The sequence below is a fragment of the Rhodococcus sovatensis genome (assembly GCF_037327425.1).
GTDB classification, from domain to species: Bacteria; Actinomycetota; Actinomycetes; order Mycobacteriales; family Mycobacteriaceae; genus Rhodococcoides; species Rhodococcoides sovatense.
Map to the genome: position 1 here is coordinate 1,464,165 of NZ_CP147846.1, position 19,902 is coordinate 1,484,066.

The window sequence follows — 19,902 nt, forward strand, 5'->3', positions numbered from 1 at the left end:
GCTCAGCAGTTTTCGGGGCTCAGCTGTTTTCGGGGAACCCGAGGTTGATGCCGCCGTGGCTGGGATCGAGCCAACGCGAGGTGACGGCCTTGCCGCGGGTGAAGAAGTGGACTCCTTCGGTGCCGTGGGCGTGGGTGTCGCCGAAGAGAGAGTTCTTCCAGCCGCCGAAGCTGTAGTACGCCATCGGAACCGGTATCGGGACGTTGATGCCGACCATTCCGACCTCGACTTCGTTCTGGAAGCGCCTGGCTGCGCCGCCGTCGTTGGTGAAGATGGCGGTGCCGTTGCCGTAGGGGTTGTCGTTGATCAGTTGGAGGGCTTGGTCGTAGGTGTCGACCCGTACGACGGACAGGACCGGTCCGAAGATTTCGTCGGTGTAGATGCTCATGTCGGTGGTGACATTGTCGATCAGCGTCGGTCCGAGCCAGAAACCATCTGCCCCGCCGTCTGCTGTGACGCCGCGGCCGTCGACGACGATGGTGGCACCTGCCGCTTCACCGGCGTCGACGTAGGAGGCGACTTTGTCGCGGTGCGCCTTGGTGACCAGGGGGCCCATGTCGGAGCCCGTGGTGCCGTCGCCGGTGACCAATGGTCTTGTGCGTTCGGCGATCTTGGCGACGAGGGTGTCAGCGATGTCGCCGACGGCGACGAGGGCGGAGATGGCCATGCATCGTTCACCTGCGGAGCCGAAGCCTGCGTTCACCATTGCGTCGGCGGCGAGATCGAGGTCGGCGTCGGGTAGGACGATGGCGTGGTTCTTCGCGCCGCCGAGTGCCTGCACGCGCTTGCCGTTGGCGGTTCCGGTGGAGTAGACGTACTGCGCGATAGGAGTGGAGCCGACGAAGGAGATCGACTTGATCTTCTTGTTTTCGAGCAGTTCGTCGACGGCCAGCTTGTCGCCTTGCAGGACATTGAAGACACCTGGAGGGAGTCCGGCTTCTTCCCATAGCTCGGCCAGCCAGATGCTGGCTGTGGGGTCCTTTTCGGACGGTTTGAGTACGACGGTGTTGCCGGTCGCGATGGCGATAGGGAAGAACCACATGGGGACCATGGCCGGGAAGTTGAAGGGGGAGATGATGGCGACAGGCCCGAGGGGTTGCCGGATCGAAAACACGTCGACGCCTGTCGAAGCATTCTCGGTGCAACCACCCTTGAGGAGGTGGGGAATGCCGCACGCGAATTCGACGACTTCCTGGCCGCGGCTGATCTCGCCGAGGGCGTCGGACAGGACCTTGCCGTGTTCGGCCGTGATGATCTCGGCGAGTTCACCCTTCTTCTTGTTCAGCAGTTCGCGGAACGTGAAGAGGATCTGGGTGCGCTTGGCGAGCGAGGTGTCGCGCCACATCGGGAACGCTGCTGCGGCGGCGTCGATGACGGCTTTCGCGTCGCCTGAGTTGGCGAGCGCCAACTGTCCGGTCACTTCGCCGGTAGCGGGGTTGGTGACAGGGGAGGTCCTGTCCGATGTCCCTGCAAAGGGCTTGCCGTCGAGCCAGTGGCTGATCGAGGTCACAGTTGTCGTCCTTCGCTCGTGAATGTGATCCCAGTCTCGATGGCATCGGTGCTCATGTCAAAGGCCAAAGACGCACTACGTCGTGCAAAAATGCACGGCTTGCTATCGTCGACGAATGTTCACTGCCGACCACCTTCGGTTCTTCCTCGAGGTTTCTCGTCACGGCCGGCTCAACGAGGCCTCCCGCGCTCTGGGAGTCGACCACACGACGGTGGGTCGGCGGATCACGAGCCTCGAGAAGGCGGCGGGCAGGCGACTGTTCGATCGCACTCCGGCGGGGTGGAGATTGACCGAGGCGGGACATCGGCTCGTCGGCTACGCGGAAACCGTCGAGTCCACCCTGGTGGCAGCGTTCGAGGACCAGACGTCCAGTGTCGGATCCCTCACCGGATCGGTACGAATTGCCGCGCCCGACGGGTTCGGTGCGTTCGTGTTGACGCCGAACCTGACGACGCTGCGTCAGGCTCACCCGGATCTGAACGTCGAACTCGTGACCGCAACCGAACACAAGACGATCGACACGAGAGAATTCGATATTGCGGTGACATTGGAGCAGCCGTCACCGAGGTTCGTGGTCTTTCGCAAACTTGCGACGTACTCGCTGCACCTCTACGCGACACGTGAGTATCTCGAATCGTCTCCGGCTGTCACTAAGATGGACGACCTTCGCGACCACACACTGATCTGGTACGTCGGCGCACTCCTCGATGTGGCGCCACTCCGGATTTTCGATTCGATTCTCGCCGACGGGCGAGCCCAGATCCAAACGAACAACATCACCGGGCATTGGCTCGCGGCACGCAGCGGGCTGGGCATAGCGCCGCTGCCGAGCTACATCGGCGAGCCCGATGATTCGCTGGTTCGTGTTGTGGCAGAACGATTCTCGATCGAGCGGACGTACTGGATCGCGGTACCGCGCGAACTCACCGGACTGGCGCGGGTCAAAGCCGTCGACGAGTTGTTGAGCAACGTCGTGGCCGAACACCCGCATCTGACCTCGGGTCAGTGATCGACAGTCACTGTCGAGGATCTCGCGTTCTCCAGTGCCGTGGAGAGTGCGGTCTCGAACACTTCGCGATCGGCGTCGGAAGCGAACAGTGCGCGGTGTACGGACTCGACGACACCCGCAACGTCCTCGAACTTTCGCTGTCCGCGCGCAGTGGTGCGAATGAGGACCTGACGACGGTCGACGGTGCCGGTACGCCGATGCACCAGATTGTTCGACACGAGTCGGTTGACGACCTTGGTGAGCGTAGGCGGGGGCAGCAACGCGAATTCTGCGGTGTCCGCCATGGTGTGTCCGTCGCCGTCGGACAGAAAGCTCAGGACTCGCCACTCCTCGAGGTCTAGGCCCTCCAGTTCGAGCGCGAGGCGCATTCGTTCACTGACGGCTCGCTCGAGTGCGGAGAGAAGTCGGTCTGCGCCGCCAACGCGACGCATGGGTTCCGTCGGCGTCACGCGATCAGACTCCTATCATGAATCGAACTGCAGGCGCTCCGAGGCGCACGGCCTCGATTCCTGAAAGTGCAGTCTATGCGAGCGCGACGACTGCGGACGGCCGGGACGGGGTGTCGATGACGGAAAATCTGGACACCACACGCTACTTCGACGGCGAGACCTTCACGGTCGGCATCGTTTTTCCGATGTCCGGTCCCTTCGGATTGATCGGGCCTTCGAGCGAACTGTCTGCTCAACTGGCTCAGGAGGAGCTCAACGCCGGCGACGGAGTACTTGGCAGACACGTCGAACTGCTCCCGATCGACGGTGGCCGTGCTCCGGGCGAGGTTGCTGCCGACGTGCGTGCACTGATCGAAATCGGCGCTGTGGACGCCGTCGCGGGGATGCACACCTCGGCGGTGCGCAGAGCATTGATTCCGATCACATCCGGACGCATCCCGTACGTCTACACCTCACTGTACGAGGGAGGCGACCGCTACCCAGGGTTGTTCGTGACCGGTGAGACACCGTCGGGACAGTTGATTCCGGCTCTCGAATTCATGGTGCACGAACTCGGCCGGACGAAGTGGGCGGTCGTCGGCAACGACTACGTGTGGCCTCGCAAGAGCGCTGCGATCGTCACCCGGTATCTCGGGTCGATCGGCGCATCCGTTGCCTTCTCAGCCTTTTCGCCGATCGGCACATCCGACTACTCGGGGGCGGTCAGCGCATTGGAGAAGTCGGAGTGCGATGGCGTCGTCGTACTCCTGCTCGGAGACGACGCGGCCGCTTTCCATCAACATTTCGCCGCAGTCGGTCTGGATCATCAGTGCGTACGGCTGAGTCCGCTGATGGATGAGAACATGCTGCTCGCCGCAGGTTCCGAGAATACCCGCGATCTGTACGTGTCCTCTGGATACTTCGAAACACTTGCCACGAAGGAGAGCCTCGACTTCTCCGGCAGGTTTTCGGCACGATTCGGTCCGGACGCACCGATAGTCGGATCGCTCGGTCAATCGTGCTACGAGGGGGTCACTTTCCTCGGGCACCTCGTCAACGAAGCGGGTACCACCGAGGTAGCGGTCCTGGACTCGGTGTCGCAGAACTTCTCGTACGACGGCGCGCGAGGACACCTGACGATGGTGGGTGGGCACATCGTTCAGCCGATCTATCTCGCCAGAGCGGGTGACTACGACTTCGATGTCCTAGGGGAGATCGCACCCCGCCGGAGTGTCTGATCGATCCGTATAGTCTTAGCTCCCACATGATCACGTTGCTGTCAGCGCTCGTCGGGTTTGCAGTACTGGATTCTCTCGATGTGCTGTTGATCGGAATCACCGCCGCGATCGCCTACGATGCTCGGCTTCGTCGAATACCTCCACTGAAGACTGGGCTGGCGTTCATCGGTGGCGTCTTTCTTGCGACCTCGTCGTTCGGGCTTCTCGCTGTGCTCGGGTTCGATTTCCTGACCGGCATATTCGACTTCGAGCTGACGCCGACCCTTCGGTACTGGGGTGAACTGGTGTTGAGCGTCGTTCTGATCGCATTGGCGCTACTTCCTCAGTCGAATCGTCCACCGCCCGCATGGACGGCGAAGTTCAGAAGAAGTCCGTCGTTGCTCGCGGTGACAGGGTTCGCTGTCGGAATCGTGCAGGCACCGACCGCCGTTCCCTATCTCGCAGGTCTCGCCATGTTGTCTTCGTACAGTCCGCTTCCGCCGACATGGCCGGTGATCGTGGTCGCCTACTGTGCGCTCGCCTTGGCGCCGCCGCTGGTGGTGCTCGTCATGTCCATGGGCCGTAGCCGCGCTGCCCGTCGTCGCTACCGGCGTGTGGTTCGAGTCCTCACGAGATTCGGTCCGACCCTGGTTCGGATCGTGTTCGCGGTTATCGGCTGCGTGTTGCTTCTCGACGTGATCATCAATCGCTCGCAACTGTGGTGACCGGACCGGTCGCCTACGGTGGAGCCATGACTGTGGAAGATTTCGGTGGCCGACGCACACTCTCAGCCGAGGAACTGCTCGTCGTGGTGGGGGATTACGCCCTCGTCGACGAGGCAGGGGACCAACGTGGTCTCATCGAGGCGGTGGGGCAAGAAGGGTTGTCGGTCGTCGTGACCGTGGCGGAAGAGGCTGGGCCTGTCTATTTGACGTTCGCGCCGGACGCGCAGATCGTGATCGAACCCTACGACGGCGGCAAGGCTCCCGTAGTGCCCTGAGTGGCGATTTCCGTTGCTGCAACGCGCTTTTCGGCGTAGGGGAATTACAACGGTGTAACTTCCTCCACTTCAGCAACATTAGCCGCAGTGGTCACACTCGAGCTAACCTCTAGGCGACCTCTACGTCGTCTGCAGGAAGGACGCGCTGTGCGAATCAGCTTGTCCAGAGAACGCGTCGGTATCTCGATAGCCGCCTCGGCGGTCGTCGTGTTCGCTTGCGGTGGTGTTGCCACTGCGCAACCGGTGCCGCTCCCGATCGATCCGGGCGCACTCATCGCGTCGATTGCCGAACCCGCGACGCCTGCCCTGTACAACGCTGCGCAGGACAACCTCGTCAAGGGCAACTACGACCTCGGACTCGCCTCGCTCGACGCGCTGGCGCTCGCCTCGCCGTCGGACGCAAATGTTGTTGCGTTGCAGGCGTTCTATCGCAATGCTGCCGAAGACGTGGACGGCTCGGACGCTGCACTCGCCCGGCTCGCCGAACTCGATCCGACGCTGCACGACACCGTTGTGCGAGCGTTGAGCATCATTGCCACCTCGGCCGAGTCGACCGTGGACTTCGCCCCGGCGCTCGACGGTCCGCGAACTGCAATAGTCGCGCTCGGGTTCGGTCTCCACGGGGATGGTTCGATGCAGGACGAGTTGGTCGATCGGCTCGAGAGCGCAGCGGCAGCGGCATCGGCTTCACCGGAATCGCCCGTCGTCGTCACCGGCGGAAATCCGCAGAGCGGAATCGCCGAGGCGGACGCGATGCGCGAGTGGCTCGTCGACAACGGTGTTGCCGCCGAGCGAATTCATGTGGAGAACAAGGCCAATTCGACGGTGCAGAACGCGCTGTTCAGCGTGCCGATCGTCGAGTCGATCGGAGCGGACTCCGTCGTCATCGCGACCTCCGCCAATCATGTTCGTCGATCGATCTCCAACTTCGCCATCGCAGGTGCGGACGTTGTGGGCGCGGTCGCCGCAGACCCGAACGATGCCCCGGAAGTTCCTGCGCTGGGTCTGGATTCGCGACTAGGTTTGACTGTCGATGCAACCAAGGTGATCGGGATTCCGCGTACGTACTGACGTCACACCTGGGGTGCAGGATTCGAGGCTGCGATCTTCTTCTGTGCACGACGCCTGCGGGCACGGACGACGAGGTAGACGAGAGCCGTGAACAACGCGACCGCGATGACGGCACCGAGTGCGGTGGCTCCACGGAAGCCAGGCGCCTCGGTGTCGAGCGTCCTTTCGCCTGCGTGCGCGGCGTTGTTGCTGCCGAGAACGATCGAGAGTGTCAACAGGTTCGGCGCAGCGACAGCGACGGCCAGCACGATCGAGACAATGGCCGTCACCTTCCCGCCGCGCTTCTTGCGGACGCGCCATGCCGCGGTGAAAAGCAGGAGAGGGACAAGTGTGCACACGGTGCCGAACACGAGCCCCCAGAAGATGCCCTTGCTGAAGGCCTGATCGGACAGATTGGCGACTCGAATGCTCCACCACCGGGGCAGGAATGCCGCGAGAATCAGGTACGCGATCACCAGTGCGACCAGTGCGACCGCGCCGATGATCGTCTTGTTCACCCAGCTCGGTCGCCCGCTCGAGGTCGTTGCGGTGGTGCTGCCTGCGTCGAACGTGCCATCTCCGGTCATGTGGTCGATCCTAGCCGCGAATCTCTCGGTGACTGTCGACACATGTGATGGCGCCCTCATCTGCATGTCCATTCGTCTACGCCTCGGCAACAATCAAGATCATCAACGCCCGCGTAGTGGGCGAACGGCGATCCTGGGGGACACCATGACGATGCTTCTGATGGCAACGGTCGGCTTTCTCGGCATGGCAGCTGCCATGCTTCATTCCGGCCACGACCTCGATTTCGACAACAGGCAGATCTCGGGCGCCTATCGGTCGCGCTGGGCCTGAGCATCGGACGGGCGGCGGCAGGAGTTTCGCTGGTTGTTCGCTACCGTCGGTACATGAACTTCCGCTGGACGCGGTTTCACAGTCGCGCCGCAGGCCTCGTGCTCGGGCTCTGTCTGGACCGAATGCTCGGCGACCCTAGGGAATACCATCCGGTCGCCGGATTCGGCCGTGTCGCAGGGACGCTGGAACAGCGGACCTATCGCGACAGTAGGTGGGCGGGCGCACTGCACACCCTTGTTCTGGTCGGTGCAGTGACGACGATGGGTGCCGCAGCCTCGACCGTTGCAGCCTCGACCGTTGCTGGACGCCGCAGCCCAGTCCTCGACACTGTGGTCACAGCGTCCGCAGCTTGGGTTGCACTCGGTGGGACCTCGCTGGCTCGCACGGGGGCGCAGATGGCCGCGCACCTGCGCAATCGGGAGGTCGAGTCCGCGCGCACGCTTCTTCCGTCACTGTGCGGCCGCGATCCGAGTGTGCTCGACATCGACGGTTTGGCGCGGGCATCGCTCGAATCGATCGCCGAGAACACCTCCGATGCCACCGTCGGCGTCATGTTCTGGGGTGCGATGGCAGGGGTCCCCGGCATCCTGGGATATCGGGCTGTCAATACTCTCGACGCGATGATCGGCTATCGGTCGCCGAGGTACTTGCGATTCGGCTGGTTCGCCGCTCGGCTCGACGACGTGGTCAACCTCGCCCCGGCTCGGCTCACAGGCGCTGTCACCGCAGTGGTGTCACCCGCCGTCGGTGGGCGTCCAAGCCAGTCGTTGCGTGCATGGCGCCTCGACGCGTCCCGGCACCCGAGTCCGAATGCAGGTGTTGCGGAGGCGACGGCGGCCGGCGCCCTCGGAGTCAGCCTCGGCGGCAGAACTCAATACGCTCATGGTGTCGAGATTCGTCCCACGCTGGGGGCTGGTCGGGCACCGACACCGGATGATCTCGATCGTGCCGCGACGTTGTCGGTTCTGGTGCAGGTTGCGGCGACGGCAGTATCAGCGATTCTTGCCGTAACGGTCGGCAAGGCGCACGTCCTTGTCCGTGAGCGGCGCTGATCCGGCTTTGGCCTTGGCCTTCGACTTGCGTTCCTTGCGCGTGGGCAACGTGAATTCGGGTTCTTCGACGGCCGAATCGGCGTGTGGGCGTACGGCAGCGGGAACGGAAGCGTCGGAAGTAGCGACTTCGGAATCCAGATCGGCCAAGTCCTGGTTGGTCGTCTTGCGACGCTCTCGCCATTCCGCCCGTACGAAGTAGGCCAATCCGAGCGGAGCCATGATGCCGAACGCGAGCCACTGCAAGCCGTACGACAGATAGGGCCCAGAGTCGGTCTGGGGGAGTTCGATCAGTCCGAGTCCGCCTGGCTGGTCCTCGTCGAGCTGAAGATAACCCTGGACGACGTCCACCCCGACTGCAGTCCCGATTTGATCGGGATTGATGTTGTAGACCTGAATGTGGCCGGCTTCCTCGATCGGATCCCGCGACGTGCCCTCGGCTATGCGAATCCGCGCGTCGAGCGTCACCACGCCTGTCGGCGCCGGCTCTATCGACGGAGGCGCAGTTCCCTGCACCGGCAGCACATAGCCGCGGTTGACGAGAACCGTCGGGCCGCTGTCGAGTCGAAACGGTGTGATCACCTCGTACGCGGGTTGCTCGCGAATGCTGCGGAGGCGGACGAGAACTTCGTTGCCGGTGTCGTACGAGCCTGTTGCTACAACGCGACGCCACTCGTCGTCGTCCGCAAACCCGGGCCCGGACAGCAACTGGTCGATGGCCACCGGCTCGGCGTTCACCGATTCGTTGATCAGCTCGTTGCGGTGCGACGTCGACGTGTTCTTTCCCAGCTGCCATGGCGCGAGCACCGTGAAGCACAGGTATGCGAACAGTGCGACGACGGCCGCCAACGCGAACCATCCCGGTCGCAGCAGAAATCTGAGCCTTCGCACGACATCTACGGTAGCGGCTGAGCGAAACGAGATCTACGACGCCTCGTCGGACACGCGCTCCTCGGCCCAACGGACCAGTCCCGGCATCGCTGCCTCGACCTGCTCGCGCACCTCGGCGAACGCGTCGTCCGAGGAGTAGTACGGATCAGCGACCGATTCTTCCTCGGCATCGTCGTCGAACGATCGCAACAGCGCGATCCGTTCGGCGGGTACGCCCAACTGAAGTAGTTGCCGGGCGTGGCCGGTGTCGAGGGCAACCACGAGATCGGCGGCCAGGTGATCCGCGCCGACCTGAGCGGCCTCGTGATCCGACTCGTATCCGTGCGCCTCGAGTTCGGCTACCGTCCGCGGGTCGGCGCCTTCGCCCTCGTGCCAGCCGTCGATACCTGCGCTCGTGGTCCGCACGGCGGATCCAAGACCCGCCTCCCGGATGTACGCGGCGAAGATCTTCTCGGCCATCGGGGAGCGGCAAATGTTGCCGGTGCAGACGAACGTGACGTGAACCGAGGCATCGGGCCTATTCGGTGTTGTCACTGAGCACCTTCGACAGTTCGTCCATGTTCGTCACGGTGAACGCAGCGTCGTCGTTCTCGCCAGCGATGCCGTAACCCCAGTCGACGTAGATCGCCGGAATGCCGAAGCGTGCAGCACCGTGGACGTCATGGTCTCGGTCACCGACCATCAGGACGCCTTCTGTACCTCCGACGCCGACCTCTTTCGGGACGATTCCGAGATTGCGGAGCGAGTGGGCGATCACGTCGGGCTTGGCGCGTCGTTCACCGTCGTTGCTGGCGCCGCCGATGAACTCGAAATAGTGCGACAGCCCGAAATGATCGAGGATTCGGTGTGCGAATCGCTCCGATTTGGAGGTGGCGACGCCGAGTCGAACTCCCCGGTCCTTCAGCTCCGCGAGCACCTGCTCGATCCCGGCGTAGACGGTGTTCTCAGCCCATCCCACGGTGTCGTATCGCTCGAAGTACGCCTGCAGCGCCGCATCGGCGGCGTCCTCGGACAATCCCATCGACCCCCGGAGTGTGTCGATCAACGGCGGACCGATTACCAACGCCAACTGCTTTTCTGTCGGTGCAGGTGCGCCGACCGACGCCAATGCGTGACGAAAGCCGGCGAGGATGCCCGGAGCCGAATCGGTGAGCGTTCCGTCCAGGTCGAACAGCACTACCTTGGCGCGTGAGAGTGAGGATGCGTCGAGGTTTGTCATGACAAAACCATATCGCCGACGGTCGGGACTACGCTCATCGGCAACGAAAGGATCCGTTGGAATTGGACTCGATGTCGCTTCTCCGCCATCACGGTGACGCAGATGTAGGCGAAGGACTCGTCGATTTCGCGGTCAACGTGCAAGGTTCTGCACCTCCGGGGTGGCTCCGCGAGAGACTGGCCGACGCGCTCACATCGCTCGGTGCGTATCCGAGCGCCGCGGCCGACGTCCGCGCGCGTGAAATGGTCGCGCGACGGCACGGGCGTACTCCGGACGAGGTGCTGCTGCTGTCGGGTGGCGCCGAGGGCTTCGCCCTGTTGCCGAGGCTCGGCCCTGAATGCGCAGCCGTGATCCATCCGTCGTTCACCGAACCGGAACTGGCGCTGCGCGAAGCTGGTATAGCTGTTGAGCAGGTCGTGCTGCCTCCACCGTTCCGACTCGATTTGGACCTGGTACCGGCCCGAGCCGACATGGTCGTCCTTGGTAACCCGACCAATCCGACGTCGGTGCTGCACGATCGTGAGGCAGTGCTCTCCCTGCGTCGGCAGGGCCGCATCGTTGTCGTCGACGAAGCTTTTGCCGACGCGGTTCCGGCGGAGGCCGAGTCCGTCGCGACGACATCGTTTGCCGACGTTCTCGTTCTACGAAGCCTCACCAAGACCTGGGCGCTGGCCGGGCTGCGGTGTGGGTATGCCCTCGGGCACCCGGACGTCTTGGCGCGGCTGACGACAGGGCGTGCACACTGGCCGGTCGGCAGCCTGCAGATCGAGGCCATCCTCGCCTGCAGTGAACCGGAGGCCGTTCGGCTCGCCGCGGAGAAGGCTCAGACGATCTCGGCCGACCGCGAGGACATGATTCGACGACTGGAAGGTCTCGGAATCGCAGTTCATACCCCGGCCCATGCGCCGTTCCTGCTGTTGGCAATGCCCGACGCGGACAGCGTTCGCCTGCGTCTGAGGGCGAAGGGCATCGCCGTGCGCCGATGTGACACGTTCCCCGGCTTGGCACCGGATCACCTCCGCGTCGCCGTTCGACATGCCGATCAGGTCGACATACTCGTCGACGCACTAGCCGATGTTCTCTAGGAGCCGATTGTGACAGTCCGTGTGACTCTGGCCGATGTCGTCACCGTTCTCGATGCCGCATACCCGCCGACGCTTGCCGAGAGCTGGGACTCGGTGGGCCTGGTCACCGGCGACCCCGCGGACGAGGTGAGCAAGGTGCTGTATGCCGTGGATGCCACCGCAGACATCGTCGACGAAGCCATCGAGTGGGGAGCGGACCTTCTCGTCGCGCATCACCCACTACTGCTCAGAGGTGTCGACTCCGTCGCTGCGAACACTCCGAAGGGGGCTTTGATCCACCGCCTCGTCAAAGCCGGGTGTGCGCTGTTCACCGCCCACACCAACGCCGACAGCGCCGACCCCGGAGTATCCGACGCTTTGGCGGATCTGCTCGGGGTGACCGACACGCGCCCCATCGAGACGATCGATGCTCCACCGATCGACAAGTGGGTGGTGCTGGTTCCGGGTTCCCACAGCGACGCGGTCAGGGGTGCGCTGTTCAGGGCGGGAGCCGGCTGGATCGGCAACTACAGCAACTGCAGTTGGAGTGTCCGCGGGGTGGGGCAATTCCAGCCCGAACAGGGGGCAGACCCGGCCATCGGATCGGTCGGTGCACTCGAGCACGTCGAGGAGGATCGCATCGAAGTGGTGGCTCCCGCGTCCGTACGACTCGCTGTGCTCGCGTCGTTACGAAGTGCACATCCGTACGAGGAGCCGGCGTTCGACATCTTCGAGGAGGCGCGGTTGCCGACGTCGACCGGTCTCGGACGGGTAGGAAGCCTCGAAGTCCCGACGACGCTCCGGGCCTTCACCGAACGCGTCCGGGCGGCGCTCCCTCCGACGGTGTGGGGCGTGCGGGCAGCAGGTGACCCCGACTCCATCGTCTCTACCGTCGCCGTGTGCGGCGGTGCGGGTGATTCGTTCCTGGATGCCGTCGCACGCCTGGGTGCAGACGTGTTCGTCACCTCCGACCTGCGGCACCACCCGGTAGACGAGCACCTGAGAGCGGGCGGACCTGCCGTCGTCGACGTCGCGCATTGGGCGTCGGAATGGCCGTGGTGCGAGCAAGCACGCGGAGTTGTCGATGCCGAGTTCGGGACTGTGCCGGGGTGGAGGAGCAGGGTGAGTGACCTCCGCACCGATCCATGGACCGTCGGGGCGCACTGAGCCGGTAGTGTAGATCGAATCAACTTCCATAGTCGCAGGAGTCATCACGCGTGAATGTCGACCCCCGAGTGCAGGCCTCACTTCTCGAACTGGCCGCAGTGGACACCGAGCTGACGCAGATCGCACACCGTCGCCGTAGTCTTCCCGAGCAGGTCGAATTCGAGAAGCTCGAGGCAGAGCGAATCGCCCGCAAGGACAGCGCCGTCACCGTCCAGATCGCGATGGACGATCTCGACCGTGACATCAAGAAGCTCGAAGGCGAGGTCGACGCCGTCCGGCAACGCGAGGACCGCGACAGGAAGCTCCTCGACAGCGGGACCGTCGCAGCAAAGCAGATGTCCGAGCTGCAGCACGAGCTGTCGAGCCTCGAACGGCGTCAGGGCATCCTCGAAGAGGAACTGCTCGAGGTCATGGAGCGGCGTGAGGCGTCGGAAACCGATTACAACCACGCGGGTGCTCAGCTGACTCAGATCGAGGACGAGCTCGTCGACGCCGGCCGGCGCCGTGACGACGCAGTGGCCGACGTCGATGCCGCGGAGCAGCGTGCGACGGCGCGTCGAACCGAATTGGCCGCGTCGTTCCCCGAAGATCTGCTCGGAATCTACGAGAAGCAGCGCGGGCTCACCGGACGCGGTGCAGCATTGCTGCAGGCTCGGCGATGCGGCGCGTGCCGTATCGAACTCGATCGCGGCGAAATCTCTCGTATTGCGGCCAAGCCTGCGGACGAGCTCCTGCGATGCTCCGAGTGCAACGCGATTCTCGTGCGCACCAAGGACTCCGGTCTGTGAGTTCACCGCAACGGGTCGTCGTCGAGGCGGATGGCGGTTCGCGAGGCAATCCGGGCCCCGCAGGCTACGGCGCCGTCGTGTTCTCGGCCGATCGGTCGGAGGTGCTCGCCGAACGTCGTCTGGCGCTCGGAGTGGCGACCAACAATGTCGCCGAATACCGCGGCCTCATTGCAGGTTTGACAGCAGCGGGCGACGTCGGCGCACGTGAGGTCGAGGTTCGAATGGATTCCAAACTCGTCGTCGAACAGATGTCGGGTCGTTGGAAGGTCAAGCACCCGGACATGATCCCGCTCAATCGGGAGGCCGCCGGTCTGGTCCGGGGGTTCGACCGCGTCACGTTCCAGTGGATTCCGCGTGCGCAGAACTCGCACGCCGATCGGCTGGCGAACGAGGCGATGGATGCGGCCGCTGACGGGGCCGTGTTGGAACCGCCGCGCGAGGCCGAGAAAAAACCTGCGGCCCCGGGATGGACCGGCGCAGTGGGCGAACCGACGCGGTTGCTGTTGCTTCGCCACGGGCAGACGCCCTTGTCCGTGGAACGGCGCTACTCGGGACGAGGCAACCCATCGTTGACCGAGCTGGGGGAGCGGCAGGCCGCAGCCGCGGCAGCGTATCTGGCTTCGCGAGACGACATTTCGGCGATCATCTCCTCGCCTCTCGGTCGCGCGCAGCAGACTGCAGGCGCACTGGCCGGCAAGACCGGACTCGAGGTTTCGACACTGGACGAGCTCACCGAGACCGATTTCGGCGCTTGGGAAGGGCTCACGTTCTCCGAGGCGATGGACAGCCATCCGGACGTGCATCGACAGTGGCGCGGCGACACGTCGGTGTCCGCGCCGGGCGGCGAGAGCTTCGACACGGTCCGCGAGCGTGTGACGATCGCTCGTGACAAGCTCGTCGCGTCGTATGCCGGATCGACCGTCGTCGTAGTCAGTCACGTGACGCCGATCAAGTTGCTTCTTCAGCTTGCCTTGGATGTCGGCCCGTCGCTGCTCTACCGCCTGCATCTCGATCTGGCCTCGCTGAGCATCGCCGAGTTCTATCCCGACGGAGGCGCGTCAGTGCGTCTGGTCAACGACACCTCATATCTGAACGCCTAACGCGATCCACAGTGCCGCAACCGATCCGAGGATCGTCAGCGGGGTGGTGATCAGACCGAGAACGGTGAACGTACCGATCGAGGCGGGTTCACCGTTCGCGGTACCGACCCTGCGCCACAGCATGATCGCAAGCGATCCGACATAGGTCAGGTTGGGGCCGAGGTTCACTCCGATGACCATCGCCAGCAGCAGTCCCGGTGGGGCTGACGAGCCGAACGCGGCCAGCAGCATGAGGGTCGCCGGTAGATTGTTGACGACGTTCGATGCGAGCGCGGCGATCGCTGCCGTAGCGAGCAGGCCGGTGAACGAGGCCTCGGTAGGCAGTACTCCGCTCAGCCATTCGCCGATTGGCCCCGAGGTCACTCCCTCGACGACGATGCCCAGCAGGAGCACGAATCCGCAGAACTTCAGGTCGCCTGCCCAGAGGATTCGCTTCGGCACCGTGAAACCTTGCTCGAGCGCAGGTACGGCCAGCGCGAGCGAACCGACAGCAGCCACCCAGAACGGCTCGACACCGAAGAGCCCGGCAACTGCGAAACCGAGCAGGGTCACGCCGAGCACGGCGAGAGGCACAGTGGGGGTGGCCACCGGCTTCTCGGGAGCAGGCTGGTCCGCGATCGCAGGTTCGGTGCGGACGAGATCTCGTCGGAAGAACAGCCAGAACACCGCGAACTCGATCAGAATCGACACGATCCACGGCAGCGCCATCAATGCCGCGAAGTGAACGAACGTCAGCCCGGTCGCGGTGAAGGCGAGCAAGTTCGTCAGGTTCGACACCGGCAACAGCGTCGACGCCGAATTGGACAGGTGTGCGGTGGCGTAGCTGTGCGGGCGCGGCGACATGCGGAGGGCTCGCGCAGCGCCGATCACTGCCGGGGTCAGGAGCACGACGGTCGCGTCGAGGCTCAGGACCGCAGTGGTGACCGCTGCCGCCGCGAAGACCGACGTCAGCAGACGGTGTGGGCTTCCCTGTGCCGATCTGCTCATTACCGACGCGATCCAGGTGAACACCCCGAGGGCATCGGCCAGATGCGCCAGCACGAGGATGAATGCCAGGAACACCACCGTCGGGAGAAGTTCGACTACCTGCTCACGTGCGTCCGGCACGGTAACGAGACCGAGAAGCACGGCCGCTACTGCGGCCGGTAGCGCGACGACGATTTCGGGGAGACCTCGGGGCGCGGCGATGGCGAAAATCAGAACCGCGGCGACCAACGCTGCAGCGATGATCGGTTCCGCGACACCGCTCACGCGAGCATCTTGACGAGTGTCCGTAGATTCCGGGTCGTGATGGTGGGCTTGTACTTCGCTTTGGCTGTCAACTTGCCGATCGCGCTGTCGGTGGTGCTGCCCCTGACCACCTCCCAATAGACCACGCCTGCGCCCGATGACACGCGTTCGACCGTCGGATCCAAAGTGTCGCCGACCGCTGTCAACTCCGCGAGATGGTCGGCATCGTTACCGAAGATGACGTACGGGTGCCAGCCGTCGTGATCGGGATCGAACGGATAGCTGTCGACGATGTCGCGTAGCTGCGGACGGTCGAGCACGATGACCCACGCCTCGTACCCGAAGGCGGCCGCGAGTGTCGCTTCGACAGATTTCTTCAGAGCGTCACCCTTCTGCGGCGAGGTGAGCTGAACGTTGCCGGTGGCGAGAACAGTGCTGACATTCTCGAAGCCTGCGGCCGTGAGTGCAGCGCGGAGGTCGGCCATCTTGATGTTGATGCCGCCGACGTTGATTCCGCGAAGCAGAACGACGTGATCCATGACGTGAACTGTAGTTCGCGGCTCGGAACCAGTAGAGTTCGATCCTGCGAACGAGTCGGTTGGGCGGCTGCGGCGCGGAGAACTGGCGGAGCGATTCCGGCAAGCTCCGAGCCGAGGAAAGTCCGGACTCCACAGAGCAGGGCGGTTGCTAACGGCAACCCGAGGTGACTCGCGGGACAGTGCCACAGAAAACAGACCGCCTGCACTGCATTTTCTTCGGAAAGTGCAATGCAGGTCAGGGTGAAACGGTGCGGTAAGAGCGCACCAGCACCCCAGGCGACTGGGGTGGCTAGGTAAACCCCGCCCGGAGCAAGGTCGAAGGCCGAACCTTTTTCGAAAGGTCCGGCTGCGCAGGTGTTCGAGGGCTGCTCGCCCGAGCCTGCGGGTTGACTGCTCGAGGTACCCGGCAACGGTGTGCCCAGATGGATGGTCGTCGTTCTGCGTGCGCTCTCGGGCGTGCGTGGTCCACAGGATCCGGCTTACATGCCGACTCGTTCGCACCCAGGGGAGTGGAGCCTGCGGAATGACCAGTGCGTGGATGGGGAGTGGAGCCTGCGGAATGACCAGTGCGTGGCTGGGGAGTGGAGCCTGCGGAATGACCAGTGCGTGAATGGCCGGTCTCGGTGAGGGTTTTCGGGCAGACTGGAATCCATGAGCACAGACGACGAAGCCTGGTACTACGACGTACGGAGCAAGACGGTCTCGCAGGGCAAAGAATCGGGCGCACTCGATCGCATGGGTCCGTATCCGGATCGTGAGAGCGCCGAGCGTGCGATTCAGATCGCGGCCGAGCGAAACAAGGCAGCCGACAAGGCCGACGACGACTGGAACAACTGACGGTGGTCGTCCTGGCGCGACTGTCGGCTCCATCGTTCGATTTCGACTCCATCCGCTCCGAATTCGACCTTCGTGACACATTCTCTGCAGAGGCGCTGGCAGAAGCCGAATCGGCGGTGGACCGGTGTGCGTCGGATCGAGAGGATCGCACCGACATCGAGTTGGTGACCATCGATCCCCCCGGCTCGATGGATCTGGATCAGGCTGTGCACGTCGAGAAGTCGTCGACAGGGTTTGTGATTCACTACGCCATTGCAGACGTGGGAGCTGTCGTCACGCCCGGTGGAGCGCTCGATACCGAGACGAGGGCGAGAGGTCAGACCTTCTATTTGCCCGACGAGTCCGTCACGCTGCATCCTCGCGTGCTGTCGGAGGGGTCAGCGAGTTTGCTCCCCGACACAATTCGTCCGGCGGCTCTCTGGCGAATCGAAGTCGACGAATCCGGCGAGGCAGTCTCCTGGACGGTGAAGCGGGCGAGCGTACGGTCCGTCGCGCGACTCCACTATGCGCAAGTGCAGGCGGACTTCGATGCCGGGACTCCACATCCGTCCATTGCTGCGCTCGGTGAGTTCGGCGAACTGCGGGCGCGTGCCGCGCGGCGCCGAGGAGCGATCGATATCGCACTTCCCGAGCAGGATGTCGTCCGTGACGGTGATTCCTGGCGCATCGAGTTGCAGGGGCGGACCGCGGTCGATTCGTGGAACGCCGAGGTGTCGTTGCTGACCGGAATGTGTGCAGCCCGAATCATGCTCGACGCAGGCGTCGGGCTGCTGCGGACCCTCCCTCCCGCACCGGCCGGTGCTGTGTCGACGTTGAAGAAGACTGCGTCGATGCTCGGAATCGACTGGCCCGACGGTGCATCGGCGGGCGCGGTCCTGGCGTCGCTACCCAGTGACGCACCCGAGACACTGGCGATGATGACACAGGCCACGAGCTTGCTGCGGGGCGCGGACTACGCGGCGTTCGACGGCGAAGCGCCGGAACTGACCGAGCATTCGGGAATCGGGGCGCCGTACGCCCACGTCACCGCGCCCTTGCGAAGACTGTCGGACCGCTTCGCAACCGAAGTCTGCCTCGCCGTCGTTGCCGCCCGCGACGTACCCGAATGGGCCAGAACGGCATTGCCAGACCTGCCCGCCGCGATGCGCGGATCCGATTCGACGGCATCGAAGGTCGATCGAGCGTGCATCGACCTGACCGAGGCATCGATCCTCGAGAATCGCGTGGGGGAGCAGTTTTCGGGTCGTGTGCTTCGTGGATCGGACGGAAAACGCGCTGCGGAAGTATTCGTCGACACGCCCATCGTCATCGGAAAGTGCACCGGCGATCCGCCGGAAGGCGAGAAGGTGACAGTGAGGTTGACCGTCGCCGACACCACCTCCCGGCGTATCGAATTCGCTTACGACTCCGGCGGTGACGCGAATCGATCGGTCGCCTCGACGAGGTGATGGATGATGCCGGGTTCGGCTGCTGAGTGCCCGGCATCGTCCACGATCGTCAGTGTCGCGTCGGGCCAGGCTTTGTGGAGTTCCCATGCACTCGTTGCCGGGCACACCACGTCGTACCGGCCTTGCACGATGACCCCCGGGATTCCGGCGAGCAGGTGGGCGTCGGCAAGGAGCTGATTTTTCTCGAGGAAGCCGCTGTTCCGGAAGTAGTGGTTCTCGATTCCCGCGAATGCCAACGCGAACCGGGGATCCTCGTTCTCCTCGATCTGGTCCGGCCGGGGGAGAAGGTAGCTTGTCGCTGCCTCCCACGAGGACCACGCAATTGCGGCGTCGGTGGCAACGGCACGATCGTCCGACCGAAGAAGTCGGTGATAGGCCTCGACGAGGTCGCCCACGCGTTCGCTCTCAGGAACCGGCGCCAGGAATCGGTCCCACTGCTCGGGGAAGATGTGTCCGGCGCCGCCGTTGTAATACCAGTCGATTTCACTTCGACGCAGCAGGAAGATTCCGCGCAGGATCAGGCCGGTGACGCGCTCGCGGTGGGCCTGCGCGTACACCAGTGACAGGGTCGAGCCCCACGACCCGCCGAACACCAGCCAGCGGTCGACGCCGACGTGTTCGCGAAGCTTCTCCATATCGGCTACCAGTCGATCGGTGGTGTTCACCGTCAGATCGGCACCGTCCGCGATGTGCGGGGTCGATCGTCCGCAGCCGCGTTGATCGAACAGGATGATCCGGTACTTGTCCGGATCGAAATATCGACGCTGGGCGGGGCCAGTTCCACCGCCCGGTCCGCCGTGCACGAACACGACCGGAGCTCCGGCGGGATTTCCACTGATTTCCCAGTAGATCCGTTGGCCCTCACCGACGTCGAGATGACCGGCGTCGTGCGGCTCGATCGGTGGATAAAGCTCCCGCACGTGTGTATCGGCCACCGTCAGAACCCGACCAGTCCCGAGGCGAGATCGGGGATGTCGAGTGAGCGCATTGCTTCTTCCCGTACGTCGGGGCACGTTGCGATGGTGATGTCGTCGACGATGGCGCGGTTCTGCACGACCTGAAGGTTGATCACTCCGCTCTGAGCCGCCCACGTCTGCACGACGATGTTGAGGCCACCACGGCCCAGCGTCGGGCCCTGGATGCGCCACTCCTGGAGCTGCTCGCTCAGGTCGGTGCACAATTGCTGGCTCTGCTGCTCTGTGACGCCGCCGGCCACCGCCGGCTCGGTTGTCGGCGCGGCAGTTGTGGTCGGGGTCAAGGATGACGAAGATCCGGTGCTCGTCGAATCGGTACCGCATGCGCCGACAGTCAGGAGAACGGCGGCCGCTCCTGCGAGGGACACTGCTGCTCGGCGATAGCTGCTGGTGCTCAGACCTGAGTTCATGGCACCGAGTGTGCCAGAGGGTGCGGACCACTGACGCTCCGAGCCAGTGGCGCGGTTGAGCGCACGGGAGTGCACTCAACCGCGCCACTACGGCGGAGCCGTAGTCGGTCTCAC

Annotated in this window: 23 protein-coding genes and 1 other RNA gene; 14 read left to right on the top strand and 10 right to left on the bottom strand. The window is 64.0% G+C overall.

All coding sequences use genetic code 11. The annotated features are described in order from the left end of the window. Nucleotides 1–19: 19 nt before the first annotated feature. Nucleotides 20–1,510, bottom strand: coding sequence for a CoA-acylating methylmalonate-semialdehyde dehydrogenase (locus WDS16_RS06850; RefSeq protein WP_338891493.1), 1,491 nt, complete (start codon nucleotides 1,508–1,510; stop codon nucleotides 20–22). Nucleotides 1,511–1,625: 115 nt separating this feature from the next. Between WDS16_RS06850 and WDS16_RS06855 the strand changes: the two genes are divergently transcribed. Beyond that, the gene (locus WDS16_RS06855; protein ID WP_338891495.1) at nucleotides 1,626–2,519 is read left to right on the top strand and encodes a LysR family transcriptional regulator; all 894 of its coding nucleotides are present in this window, start codon (nucleotides 1,626–1,628) and stop codon (nucleotides 2,517–2,519) included. Here the strand turns inward: WDS16_RS06855 and WDS16_RS06860 are convergent. Then, a complete protein-coding gene (locus tag WDS16_RS06860) occupies nucleotides 2,513–2,968 on the bottom strand; it encodes a MarR family winged helix-turn-helix transcriptional regulator (RefSeq protein ID WP_338891496.1) in 456 nt (151 codons plus the stop codon). The genes WDS16_RS06855 and WDS16_RS06860 overlap by 7 nt on opposite strands. Nucleotides 2,969–2,985: 17 nt before the next feature. On the opposite strand from WDS16_RS06860, the gene WDS16_RS06865 reads away from it, so the two are divergent. The 4 genes from WDS16_RS06865 to WDS16_RS06880 all read left to right on the top strand — a co-directional run bounded on the left by WDS16_RS06865 (nucleotide 2,986) and on the right by WDS16_RS06880 (nucleotide 6,235). Beyond that, nucleotides 2,986–4,185, top strand: a complete 1,200-nt coding sequence (locus tag WDS16_RS06865) for a substrate-binding domain-containing protein (protein ID WP_338891498.1) — start codon at nucleotides 2,986–2,988, stop codon at nucleotides 4,183–4,185. A 26-nt stretch (nucleotides 4,186–4,211) separates the two neighbouring features. Continuing rightward, nucleotides 4,212–4,889, top strand: coding sequence for a GAP family protein (locus WDS16_RS06870; RefSeq protein WP_338891500.1), 678 nt, complete (start codon nucleotides 4,212–4,214; stop codon nucleotides 4,887–4,889). Nucleotides 4,890–4,915: 26 nt separating this feature from the next. After that, nucleotides 4,916–5,164: a hypothetical protein gene (locus WDS16_RS06875; protein ID WP_338891502.1), complete on the top strand. Its 249-nt coding sequence runs from the start codon at nucleotides 4,916–4,918 to the stop codon at nucleotides 5,162–5,164. Between the two features lie 147 nt (nucleotides 5,165–5,311). Further along, the gene (locus WDS16_RS06880) at nucleotides 5,312–6,235 is read left to right on the top strand and encodes a YdcF family protein (protein WP_338891503.1); all 924 of its coding nucleotides are present in this window, start codon (nucleotides 5,312–5,314) and stop codon (nucleotides 6,233–6,235) included. A 2-nt stretch (nucleotides 6,236–6,237) separates the two neighbouring features. Here WDS16_RS06880 and WDS16_RS06885 read toward each other — a convergent pair whose 3' ends face one another. After that, the gene (locus tag WDS16_RS06885; RefSeq protein ID WP_338891505.1) at nucleotides 6,238–6,801 is read right to left on the bottom strand and encodes a permease; all 564 of its coding nucleotides are present in this window, start codon (nucleotides 6,799–6,801) and stop codon (nucleotides 6,238–6,240) included. A 28-nt stretch (nucleotides 6,802–6,829) separates the two neighbouring features. Between WDS16_RS06885 and WDS16_RS06890 the strand changes: the two genes are divergently transcribed. Next, complete coding sequence (locus WDS16_RS06890) at nucleotides 6,830–7,072, top strand: hypothetical protein (RefSeq protein ID WP_338891507.1); 243 nt, start codon at nucleotides 6,830–6,832, stop codon at nucleotides 7,070–7,072. A 53-nt stretch (nucleotides 7,073–7,125) separates the two neighbouring features. Continuing rightward, on the top strand, nucleotides 7,126–8,124 hold the full coding sequence (locus WDS16_RS06895) for a cobalamin biosynthesis protein (RefSeq protein ID WP_338891508.1): 999 nt from the start codon (nucleotides 7,126–7,128) through the stop codon (nucleotides 8,122–8,124). Here WDS16_RS06895 and WDS16_RS06900 read toward each other — a convergent pair. Genes WDS16_RS06900 through WDS16_RS06910 form a run of 3 tightly spaced genes read right to left on the bottom strand, consistent with a single transcriptional unit; the run spans nucleotide 8,065 to nucleotide 10,231 of the window. Further along, nucleotides 8,065–9,012, bottom strand: a complete 948-nt coding sequence (locus WDS16_RS06900) for an SURF1 family protein (protein ID WP_338891509.1) — start codon at nucleotides 9,010–9,012, stop codon at nucleotides 8,065–8,067. The genes WDS16_RS06895 and WDS16_RS06900 overlap by 60 nt on opposite strands. A gap of 33 nt (nucleotides 9,013–9,045) precedes the next feature. After that, on the bottom strand, nucleotides 9,046–9,546 hold the full coding sequence (locus tag WDS16_RS06905; RefSeq protein WP_338891510.1) for a low molecular weight protein-tyrosine-phosphatase: 501 nt from the start codon (nucleotides 9,544–9,546) through the stop codon (nucleotides 9,046–9,048). Next, nucleotides 9,530–10,231, bottom strand: a complete 702-nt coding sequence (locus tag WDS16_RS06910; protein ID WP_338891512.1) for an HAD-IA family hydrolase — start codon at nucleotides 10,229–10,231, stop codon at nucleotides 9,530–9,532. The genes WDS16_RS06905 and WDS16_RS06910 overlap by 17 nt, the downstream gene beginning before the upstream one ends. A gap of 71 nt (nucleotides 10,232–10,302) precedes the next feature. On the opposite strand from WDS16_RS06910, the gene cobC reads away from it, so the two are divergent. Genes cobC through WDS16_RS06930 form a run of 4 tightly spaced genes read left to right on the top strand, consistent with a single transcriptional unit; the run spans nucleotide 10,303 to nucleotide 14,350 of the window. Then, a complete protein-coding gene (cobC, locus tag WDS16_RS06915; RefSeq protein ID WP_338891514.1) occupies nucleotides 10,303–11,316 on the top strand; it encodes an Rv2231c family pyridoxal phosphate-dependent protein CobC in 1,014 nt (337 codons plus the stop codon). A 9-nt stretch (nucleotides 11,317–11,325) separates the two neighbouring features. Next, on the top strand, nucleotides 11,326–12,462 hold the full coding sequence (locus WDS16_RS06920) for a Nif3-like dinuclear metal center hexameric protein (protein WP_338891516.1): 1,137 nt from the start codon (nucleotides 11,326–11,328) through the stop codon (nucleotides 12,460–12,462). Nucleotides 12,463–12,512: 50 nt separating this feature from the next. Beyond that, nucleotides 12,513–13,250, top strand: a complete 738-nt coding sequence (locus WDS16_RS06925; RefSeq protein WP_338891517.1) for a zinc ribbon domain-containing protein — start codon at nucleotides 12,513–12,515, stop codon at nucleotides 13,248–13,250. Then, entirely contained in the window at nucleotides 13,247–14,350 is a 1,104-nt protein-coding gene (locus WDS16_RS06930) for a bifunctional RNase H/acid phosphatase (protein ID WP_338891518.1), read from the top strand. Before WDS16_RS06925 ends, WDS16_RS06930 begins: the two co-directional genes overlap by 4 nt. Here WDS16_RS06930 and WDS16_RS06935 read toward each other — a convergent pair. Next, nucleotides 14,333–15,601 (bottom strand): SLC13 family permease, encoded by a 1,269-nt coding sequence (locus WDS16_RS06935; protein WP_338891520.1) that lies wholly within the window; start codon nucleotides 15,599–15,601, stop codon nucleotides 14,333–14,335. The genes WDS16_RS06930 and WDS16_RS06935 overlap by 18 nt on opposite strands. Then, on the bottom strand, nucleotides 15,598–16,119 hold the full coding sequence (locus WDS16_RS06940; RefSeq protein ID WP_338891522.1) for a DUF1697 domain-containing protein: 522 nt from the start codon (nucleotides 16,117–16,119) through the stop codon (nucleotides 15,598–15,600). Before WDS16_RS06940 ends, WDS16_RS06935 begins: the two co-directional genes overlap by 4 nt. Nucleotides 16,120–16,170: 51 nt before the next feature. On the opposite strand from WDS16_RS06940, the gene rnpB reads away from it, so the two are divergent. From rnpB to WDS16_RS06955, 3 genes are all read left to right on the top strand, one after another. Then, an RNA gene (rnpB, locus tag WDS16_RS06945) (RNase P RNA component class A) lies at nucleotides 16,171–16,617 on the top strand. A 153-nt stretch (nucleotides 16,618–16,770) separates the two neighbouring features. Then, nucleotides 16,771–16,956, top strand: a complete 186-nt coding sequence (locus WDS16_RS06950; protein ID WP_338891523.1) for a hypothetical protein — start codon at nucleotides 16,771–16,773, stop codon at nucleotides 16,954–16,956. 11 nt (nucleotides 16,957–16,967) lie between these two features. Then, nucleotides 16,968–18,404 (top strand): RNB domain-containing ribonuclease, encoded by a 1,437-nt coding sequence (locus WDS16_RS06955; RefSeq protein ID WP_422395817.1) that lies wholly within the window; start codon nucleotides 16,968–16,970, stop codon nucleotides 18,402–18,404. Here the strand turns inward: WDS16_RS06955 and pip are convergent. Both pip and WDS16_RS06965 read right to left on the bottom strand, forming a co-directional pair. After that, nucleotides 18,356–19,324: a prolyl aminopeptidase gene (gene pip / locus WDS16_RS06960; RefSeq protein WP_338893271.1), complete on the bottom strand. Its 969-nt coding sequence runs from the start codon at nucleotides 19,322–19,324 to the stop codon at nucleotides 18,356–18,358. The two genes, WDS16_RS06955 and pip, sit on opposite strands and share 49 nt — an antisense overlap. 17 nt (nucleotides 19,325–19,341) lie before the next feature. After that, a complete protein-coding gene (locus WDS16_RS06965) occupies nucleotides 19,342–19,788 on the bottom strand; it encodes a hypothetical protein (protein WP_338891527.1) in 447 nt (148 codons plus the stop codon). Between the last annotated feature and the right edge of the window lie 114 nt (nucleotides 19,789–19,902).